The sequence below is a fragment of the Mycobacterium sp. genome (genome assembly GCF_050701675.1).
Taxonomy (GTDB): Bacteria; Actinomycetota; Actinomycetes; order Mycobacteriales; family Mycobacteriaceae; genus Mycobacterium.
Genome location: NZ_JBOGDD010001109.1, coordinates 1 through 8,751 on the forward strand (window position 1 = coordinate 1; position 8,751 = coordinate 8,751).

Sequence of the window (8,751 nt, forward strand, 5' to 3'; positions counted from 1 at the left end):
GACTATGACCGCTCCGAGATCGAAGTGATGCGCACCGCGCTCGAGAACCACCCGGCGGTGCTGCTGTTCTCCCACCGGTCCTACCTCGACGGCGTGATCGTGCCGGTGGCGATGCAGGAGAACCGGCTGCCACCCGTCCACACGTTCGCAGGCATCAACCTGTCCTTCGGGGCCATGGGGCCGCTGATGCGTCGCTCGGGCGCCATCTTCATCCGCCGCAAGCTCGACGATCCCTTGTACAAGTACGTGCTCAGGCAGTTCGTCGGCTACATCGTCGAAAAGCGCTTCAACCTCAGCTGGTCCATCGAGGGCACCCGCTCGCGGACCGGAAAGATGTTGCCGCCCAAGCTTGGTCTGCTCGCCTACGTCGCCGACGCCTATCTTGACGGGCGCAGTGACGACATCCTGCTCCAACCGGTCTCCATCAGCTTCGACCAGTTGCACGAGACCGCCGAGTACGCCGCCTACGCGCGCGGTGGCGAGAAGACACCCGAGGGTCTGTCCTGGCTGTACAACTTCATCAAGGCGCAAGGCGACCGAAACTACGGCAAGATCTACGTCCGCTTTCCGGCAGCCGTGTCGATGCGTGAATACCTCGGTGAGCCACACGGTGTGATGACGGTAGACGAGGCCGCCAAACGACTGGCGATGCAGAAGATGGCCTTCGAAGTGGCGTGGCGCATACTGCGCGTCACCCCCGTCAACGCCACGGGGCTGGTTTCGGCGCTGCTCCTGACCACCAACGGTGTCGCGCTCACCCTCGGACAACTGCACCACACGCTGCAGGACTCACTGGACTACCTGGAGCGAACGAAGACCCCGGTGACCAACAGCGCGCTGCGGCTGCGCACCACCGACGGTGTCCGAGCAGCCGTCGACGCGCTCTCCGGCGGCCACCCGGTGACCAGGATCGACGGTGGCCGGGAGCCGGTCTGGCGCATCGCACCCGAGGACGAACACGAGGCGGCGTTCTACCGGAACACGCTCATCCACGCGTTCCTCGAGACCTCGATCGTGGAACTGTCACTGGGCTATGCGGGACGTGCCCAAGGGGATCGGCTCGAAGCGTTCTGGGCACAGGCGATGCGACTGCGCGACCTCTTGAAGTTCGAGTTCTACTTCGCCGACTCCGCGGCGTTCCGGACCCACATCGCCGAGGAGATGTCGTGGCACGACGACTGGGAACGGCACGTCGCCGCGGGCGGTGACGAGGTCGAGGCAATGCTGCGGGCCAAGCGGCCGCTGATCGCCGGGGCCATGCTGCGTCCGTTCATCGAGGCGTACGAGATCGTCGCCGACGTACTCAGGAACACGCCCCCCGACATCGATGAGAAGGATCTGACCAAGCTCGCGCTGGGCGTCGGCGGCCAGTACATCGCCCAGGACCGGGTGCGCAGCAACGAGTCGGTGTCCGCGCTGCTGTTCGCCACCGCGCGGCAGGTGGCAGCCGACCAGAACCTGCTCGCCCCCGCCGCCGATCTCGAGGAGCGGCGTACGGCGTTCCTTGCCGAGCTGCGCGGCATCCTCGGCGACATGGACAAGGTCGAGCAGTTCTCCCGCGAGCAGTTCTTCGTGCGCGAACTGGTCAAGCGCAAGCAGAGCGGCTGACGGTGCTGCCAGCCACGCGCCATACGCTGTAGGCATGACCACGGTCGAGGCGCGCGCAGGCGCTCGCACCAGTGCGGTGTGGCCGATCCTGTTCGGCGTCGGGCTGCTCGCCGGTGCGACGGCCGCAGGGATCGCCGCGCTGTCGCTGGCCGACGCGCTGACCGCGACGGGACTGCCCGACCCGGGTCCGGTCACCAACTACGGACTCCCGTTCGTCAGGGCCGCCGGCGAGATCGCCGCAGTCGTGGCGGTGGGCTCGTTCCTCGTCGCCGCCTTCCTGGTTCCACCGCAGCGCAACGGGGTGTTGGACGCTTCGGGCTACCGCGCGCTGCGGCTGGGTACCGTCGCGTCGGGCGTCTGGGCCGTCTGCGCGGCCCTGCTCGTCCCGCTGACCGTCTCAGACATCACCGGGCAGCCACTCATCAGCCGTCTGAATCCCTCGGCCATCTGGTCGGTGGCGAGTCTCATCGACGTCGCGGGCTCTTGGCGCTGGACCGCGCTGCTGGCCGCGATCGTCACGGTCCTCAGCATTCCCGTGCTGCGCTGGTCGTGGACGCCGCTGCTGCTCGTGGGCTCACTGGTGACGCTGCTGCCGCTGGCGCTGACGGGTCACTCGTCGGCGGGCGGGTCCCACGACCTCGGCACCAACAGCCTGTTCATCCACCTCGTCGCAGGCGCCATCTGGGCAGGCGGGCTGCTCGCGCTCCTGGTGCACGCCATTCGCGGCGGCGAACACGCCGACGTCGCGGCCCGCAGGTTCTCCGCGATCGCCCTGTGGTGCTTCGTGGCGATGGCCGTCTCGGGCGTGGTGAACGCCCTGGTCCGCATCCGTCTGGAGGACCTCGTTCACACCAGTTACGGCTGGTTGGTCGTCGGCAAGGCGGTCGCTCTGTGCGTGCTCGGCGCCCTTGGCTGGCAGCAGCGCCGCCGCGGCGTGGCCGCACTGCGGGCCGACCCCGATGCGCGACGGCCGTTGATCCGCCTGGCACTGATCGAGGCCGCCGTATTCGGATTGACGTTCGGCATCGCCGTCGCGTTGGGCCGCACGCCACCGCCGCCTCCCGCGATCTTCAACCCATCGGTGACGGCGGTCGAGATCGGCTACGACCTGGCGGGGCCGCCGACCATCGCACGCGTTCTCTTCGACTGGCGCTTCGACCTGATCTTCGGCACCGCCGCGATCGTGTTGGCCGGCGTCTACCTGGCGGGTGTGTGGCGGCTGCGCAAACGAGGGGACACCTGGCCGACGGGCCGGATCGTCGCCTGGCTGTGCGGCACCGCGGTGCTCTTGTTCACCACCTCGTCCGGGATCGGTCGCTACATGCCCGCGATGTTCAGCATGCACATGGCGGCGCACATGCTCCTGTCGATGATGGTGCCCGTCCTGCTGGTGCTCGGGGCCCCCGTGACCTTGGCGCTGCGTGCCCTGCCTGCCGCGGGCGGTGACGAGCCGCCCGGCCCGCGCGAGTGGCTGCTGGCGGCCCTGCACAGCCGGGTGTCGCGGATCCTGACCAACCCGATCGTCGCCACCGTGATCTTCGTCGCCGGTTTCTACGGTCTGTACTTCGGCGGCATCTTCGACGTCGCGGCCAGTAGTCACGCCGCGCACGTGGCGATGAACCTGCACTTCCTGCTGAGCGGTTACCTGTTCTATTGGGTGGTCATCGGTGTCGACCCGACGCCACGACCGATCCCGCCCATCGCCAAGTTGGCTGTGGTGTTCGCATCGCTGCCGTTGCACGCTTTCTTCGGGGTGGTGCTCATGGGCACCAAGTCCGTGCTGGCCGGTGACTTCTACCAGTCGCTGCAACTGAGCTGGCACAACGACCTGCTCGGCGATCAACGACTCGGCGGCGGGATCGCCTGGTCGGCGGGCGAAGTCCCGCTCGTGCTGGTGCTCCTCGCGTTGCTCGTCCAATGGCGGCGCAGCGATCAGCGGGTCTCGACGCGGATGGACCGGGCGGCCGACCGCGACGACGACGCCGACCTCGCCGCGTACAACGCGATGCTCGCCAAGCTGGCCAGCTTCGAGGACCGCTAGCCAGACGAGCACACCACGTGGCGTCCGTCATCGGTCGAGCTAGCTGTCGATCAGGTGCAGGGCGTGCGCGGTCACCCGTCTCGATTCGGCCACCGCCGCCGCATCCCAATTTGCGCGGCCTGCACCGGGGATGGCCTCAATCATGCTGGTATGCCACGACGCATCCCATCGCTCGGGGAAGCAGCGCCGGAGGAAGTCGAGCATGATCCAAACCGCCGTGGATGCGCCTGGGGATGCGCCGAGCAGGCCGGCGATGGTGCCGTCGGCACCGACGACGAGTTCGGTGCCCTGTTGGATCACGCCGATTCGGCGCCGGTCAGGGGAAATCAGTTGCGCACGTTGGCCAGCCGCCACCAGCTCCCACTGGCCAGGGTCCGCGAGGGGGTAGAAACGCTGCAGCTGGGCGAACTTCCGTCGCGGACGGGCGGCGAGCTGGCTGACCAGGTACCTGATCAGCGCCAGGTTCTGGATGAGTGCGGCCGAGATCACGTGCACGTTGTGCCAGCGCACGGTGCTGAAGAAGTCGGTCCACCGACCGTGTTTGAGGAGTTTGGTGCTGAACGACGGGTACGGACCGAATAGTAGATGTGCACTGCCGTCGACGACGCGTCTATCCAGGTGGGGCACCGACATGGGGGGAGCGCCAAGCTCTGCCTGCCCGTACACCTTGATCCCGTGCTGATCGACCACGGCGGGATCCGAGCATCTCAGGAAATCAGCTCCGACGGGCAGTACGGCGTAACCGCGCACCTCGGGAAGGCGGGCGCGTTGCAGTAGTCGCAGTGCGTGCCCACCGGCGCCGACGAACACCCTGCGGCCACGAACCGTGAAGCCGCCGTCGTGGTTTCGACCGCTCACCACCCACGAGCCGTCGCTGGCCTGATTGAGGGCGCGGACCTCGTGGCCGGGGAGGACGTGCCCGCCTCTCGTGGTGATGATGCGTGTCAGCCCGCGGGTCAGGGCACCGAAGTCGACGTCGGTCCCGTCGGGGTGGCGGGTGGCAGCGACGGGCTCGCCCGGGTCGCGTCCGCGCATCACCAACGGTGCCCACTGAGCGATGGTGGCGGGGTCGTCGCTGAACTGCACCCCTGCGAACATCGGGTCATCGGTGAGGGTTTCGTATCGGCGTCGCAGGTAGTCGACATCGCGACGCCCGAACACCACGTTCATGTGCGCCGCGGTGTGGATGAACGTGTCCGGATCCAGAAGGCCGTTGTTGGCGAGGTGGGACCACCACTGGCGGCTGAGGTGGAATTGTTGCGCGACCGTGGCTGGCTTTGCGCCATCTGCGGGGTCGGGCATGTAGTTGAGTTCGCAGAATCCGCTGTGCCCGGTACCGGCATTGTTCCAGGGGTGACTGCTCTCGGCGGCTAGGGCATCGGCCCTCTCCAACAACACAATTCGCCAATCGGGTTCGAGGATCGAGAGCATCGATCCGAGTGTCGCGCACATGATGCCACCGCCGATCAATACGACGTCGGCATCGGCAAGGTCGTCGGGGGGATTCGGGTATGTGGTCACGTGACCCTGCCTTTGACTGAGTAGTAATCCGCTAATCCACGATCTCTCCGCCACCTTCGTTCCGTCCAATGAATGATCGGAGGCATATGATCCGTATATGGATCAATGGACGGCGCAGCTGGCGCCACAGTTGCGGGCCTTGGTCGCGTTGGCCGCCCACGACGGGCACATGACCCAGGCAGCTGCGGCGCTGGACATCCCGCAGTCATCGATGAGCCGACGTATTCGCGCGTTGCAGGCAGCCCTACGGATGCCGCTGCTCATTCATGACGGCAGAACGGTCCGCCTCACCCCCGATGCCCAACGCCTGGCAGCGCGGGCCCGCGGGCCTCTCAACGAGCTGGACCAAACACTCGCTGAGCTGACCGGAGGCGCCGACCCAGATCACGGCACTGTGCGCTTCGGGTTCCCACTCACCATGGGATCCGGGCAGATCCCCGACCTGCTCGCCGACTTTCGACACCAGCACCCGGGCATTCGGGTGCTCCTCAAGCAAGCACACGGCACCGAACTTGGCGCCGACCTCCTCAACGGCCAGCTGGATCTGGCCGTGGTGATTCCCACCCCGGACCGACTACACCACACCACGATCGGCACTCAGCACATCCACGTCGCGGTGCCAACACATCACCGCCTCGCCGCCGCGGGGACACTCCGACTCGAGGAGTTGGTCGACGAGACATTCATCGCGAACCCGCCCAGTTACAACCTCCGACAGCTCACCGAAATCTGGTGCGACGAAGCTGGATACACGCCCAACATCGCCATCGAGGTCACCGAGTTCGGCACCATTCGCGAACTCATCAGCCGCGGCCTCGGCATCGCGTTGTTGCCCCACGATGACCGCATACCCCCCGGAATCACCGAGATACCCCTCACGGGCGGCCGCTACAGCCGCCCCATTGCCCTCGCATGGGGCACCACCACCCAGGCAGCACCCACCCGCCGCCTCAACGACTACCTGCTCCAACACTTCGCGTAGACCTGACCGTCACGCGGTGCGGCTAGTGTGCGATGCGGAGTCGCCGCAGCGCCGATGTGGCCGCCAGGTGTCCGGACATGCCGTGCACCCCGCTGCCCGGTGGTGTCGACGCCGAGCAGAGGAACTGACCAGGCACGCCGGTCCAGTAGGGATCGACGGTCAGGCGCGGCCGAGCAATGAACTGCCGGAGATCCATGGCGCCACCGTTGATGTCACCGCCGACAAGGTTCGCGTCGTGGGAATGAAGCTCCCGTGGGTTCCGGACGTTCATCCCCACGATGCGTTCACGGAAACCGGGTGCGAACCGCTCGATCTGCCCGAGGATCACCTCGGTCACATCACCTGGATAGCCCTGTGGCACATGGGCATACGCATAGATGGGGTGGATGTCGCCCGCAGAACGACCCGGGTCCATCAGGTACTGCTGGGCGACGAGCACGAACGGGCGCTCCGGCATGCGGCCCGCCGCGGTCGCGCGTTCGGCGGCCACGACCTCCTCGAACGAGCCACATACGTGCACGGTCCCGGCCGCGCGGCAGAACTCGTTGAGCCAGGGCACCCCGCCCGCCACGGCCAGATCCACCTTGTACGCGCCTGTACCGTGTCGAAATCTATTGTAGGCACGTCGAATTCGCGCCGGCAATGCGTCGCCGAGGATGTCGGCGACCGCACCGGGGGACAGGTCGAACATGACGATGTCGGCCGTCGGAAGATCGGCACGCGACGTGACGCGTTGCCCGGTCTCGAGGGATCCCCCGATGGCCGCCAGCGTCGATGCCATTCCCTCCGCGAGACGTGCGACACCTCCCTTGACGGTTGGCCACCCGTATCGGTGTGCGACCGCACCGAACATCAACGCCACCCCGGACGTGGGTGGCCGGGTCAGCGGAGTCCACGCATGGGCGGCATTGCCAGCCCAGAGCGCGCGCACCTCGTCGGTACGCCAGCGCCGCGCGAAGACGGTCGCCGGAACCAGCGCCCTCGCGCCGAACGACGCCATCCGCACGGGGTGCGACGGGATCCCGATCAGGGGCCCAAACACATCGGGCGCCAGCTCGTCGAAGTGAGCCGCCAAGGGCTCGAAGAGCCGTCGCCAGGCCCGGCCGTCGACGCCCATGTGTCGCTCGCAGTCGTCGAAGGACCGGATGAGGACGCCGGCTCGACCGCCATCGAGCGGATGTGCGAGGTCGACCTCGGGCCAGGCCCAGTCGACACCGTGCGCCCCAAGGTCGAGGCTCTGCATGAAGGGCGACGCCAACGCGGTGGGAACGATCGCGACGCAGTCGTCGTGCAGGACACCGGGCACCGTCCGCTCGCCGGAGCTCAGGCCGCCGCCGATGACGTCGGAAGCCTCCAGCACGGTGACGTCGACACCTTCGCGCGCGAGCGTGATGGCGGCCGCGAGACCGTTCGGGCCCGATCCCACCACCACCGCCCGGACCATGGGGACCAAACTAGCGGCCCGAGGTCATCCACAGTCCGCGGTTCATTCACAGGATGCCGCTCCACCGGTTCGTCCGACACCGAGACGTCGGCCCCCCGGCGGTGAATGGGCTCAGCAGCGGGACACACCCGTTGCTCAACCCAAGAGAACCGCTGAAGGGAAACACGATGTTCGAGACACCGTTCGTCATGGTCGGCACGATCGTCACCGACCCCATCCACCGCAGGGTCGGGGACCAGCAAGTCATCAAGTTCCGCGTCGCGAGCAACTCTCGCCGCCGCACCCCCGACGGCGACTGGGAGCCCGGCAACTCCCTGTTCGTCAACGTCAACTGCTGGGGGCGACTGGTCAACGGCGCTGCCGCACTGATCAAGGGTGATCCCGTGGTGGTGGTCGGCCACCTCTACACCAGCGAATACGACGACCGCGAGGGCAACCGGCGCTCGTCGGTCGAGGTGCGGGCCACCGCCATCGGCCCGGACCTGGCCCGCAGCACGGTGCAGATCCAACAGCGCAAGCGCGGCGAGGTACCCACCGATCTCGCACCAGTCGATGCCGGGACGACGACCATCGACGCCGGGGCAGAGGACGCGGACGAGGACGACGACGATGCCGGCACCGGAGGCCTGCCTCTGACGGCATAGCACCAACCGGGCGCGCCTAAGAACCGTCGATCAACGTGACCAATCCAGTTCTTGATGTCGCTTCGTCTAGCGAACCTGGCTCCAGGCTGGCCCGACACACGACGTTCAAGTTCTGTCTTGACCCGACAGCCGAGCAGTGCATCGGACTGGCGCGGCACGCTGGGGCCGCGAGATTCGCGTTCAATCAATGCCTGCGAACTGTTAAGAGTGCTCTCACTCGACGCCAGTCGGATCCTGGAGTGGCGGTCCCGTGGACGGGGTTCGACCTCATAAATGCGTTCAACCGTTGGAAGAAGACCGAGGCCGCAGGTCGCGTGTTCGTCGTCGATCGCATCGGTATCGCCGAAGTTCGAGTAACTGGTTTGGCGTGGCGAACTGAGATTTGCCAGCAGGTCTTCGAGGAGGCTGCTGTGGATTGCGGCCGGGCATTAGCGGCGTGGTCGGACTCACGTTCGGGAAAGCGCAAAGGCAAGACGGTCGGGTTTCCACACTTCAAGTCGAAGTCCGATGC

Annotated in this window: 6 protein-coding genes and 2 pseudogenes; 6 read left to right on the forward strand and 2 right to left on the reverse strand. The window is 66.9% G+C overall.

What is annotated here, in order from left to right; translation table 11 throughout:
* Both ACRDUX_RS34310 and ACRDUX_RS34315 read left to right on the forward strand, forming a co-directional pair.
* The coding region (locus tag ACRDUX_RS34310) for a glycerol-3-phosphate 1-O-acyltransferase (protein ID WP_526420891.1) at window positions 1-1,608 on the forward strand (1,608 nt) is incomplete at its 5' end.
* Window positions 1,609-1,642: 34 nt separating this feature from the next.
* Window positions 1,643-3,649 carry a bifunctional copper resistance protein CopD/cytochrome c oxidase assembly protein gene (locus ACRDUX_RS34315; RefSeq protein WP_526420893.1) on the forward strand — a complete coding sequence of 669 codons (2,007 nt, stop codon included), beginning with the start codon at window positions 1,643-1,645 and terminating at the stop codon, window positions 3,647-3,649.
* A gap of 39 nt (window positions 3,650-3,688) precedes the next feature.
* Here ACRDUX_RS34315 and ACRDUX_RS34320 read toward each other — a convergent pair whose 3' ends face one another.
* The gene (locus ACRDUX_RS34320) at window positions 3,689-5,170 is read right to left on the reverse strand and encodes a malate:quinone oxidoreductase (protein ID WP_526420895.1); all 1,482 of its coding nucleotides are present in this window, start codon (window positions 5,168-5,170) and stop codon (window positions 3,689-3,691) included.
* 97 nt (window positions 5,171-5,267) lie between these two features.
* Between ACRDUX_RS34320 and ACRDUX_RS34325 the strand changes: the two genes are divergently transcribed.
* Complete coding sequence (locus tag ACRDUX_RS34325) at window positions 5,268-6,152, forward strand: LysR substrate-binding domain-containing protein (protein WP_526420897.1); 885 nt, start codon at window positions 5,268-5,270, stop codon at window positions 6,150-6,152.
* A gap of 22 nt (window positions 6,153-6,174) precedes the next feature.
* Here the strand turns inward: ACRDUX_RS34325 and ACRDUX_RS34330 are convergent, their stop codons facing one another.
* Complete coding sequence (locus ACRDUX_RS34330; protein ID WP_526420899.1) at window positions 6,175-7,596, reverse strand: phytoene desaturase family protein; 1,422 nt, start codon at window positions 7,594-7,596, stop codon at window positions 6,175-6,177.
* A 167-nt stretch (window positions 7,597-7,763) separates the two neighbouring features.
* On the opposite strand from ACRDUX_RS34330, the gene ACRDUX_RS34335 reads away from it, so the two are divergent.
* From ACRDUX_RS34335 to ACRDUX_RS34345, 3 genes and pseudogenes are all read left to right on the forward strand, one after another.
* Window positions 7,764-8,240 (forward strand): single-stranded DNA-binding protein, encoded by a 477-nt coding sequence (locus ACRDUX_RS34335; protein WP_526420901.1) that lies wholly within the window; start codon window positions 7,764-7,766, stop codon window positions 8,238-8,240.
* 35 nt (window positions 8,241-8,275) lie between these two features.
* Window positions 8,276-8,452 (forward strand): annotated as a pseudogene (locus ACRDUX_RS34340) (helix-turn-helix domain-containing protein); the annotation flags it as partial.
* A 27-nt stretch (window positions 8,453-8,479) separates the two neighbouring features.
* Window positions 8,480-8,751 (forward strand): annotated as a pseudogene (locus ACRDUX_RS34345) (hypothetical protein); the annotation flags it as partial.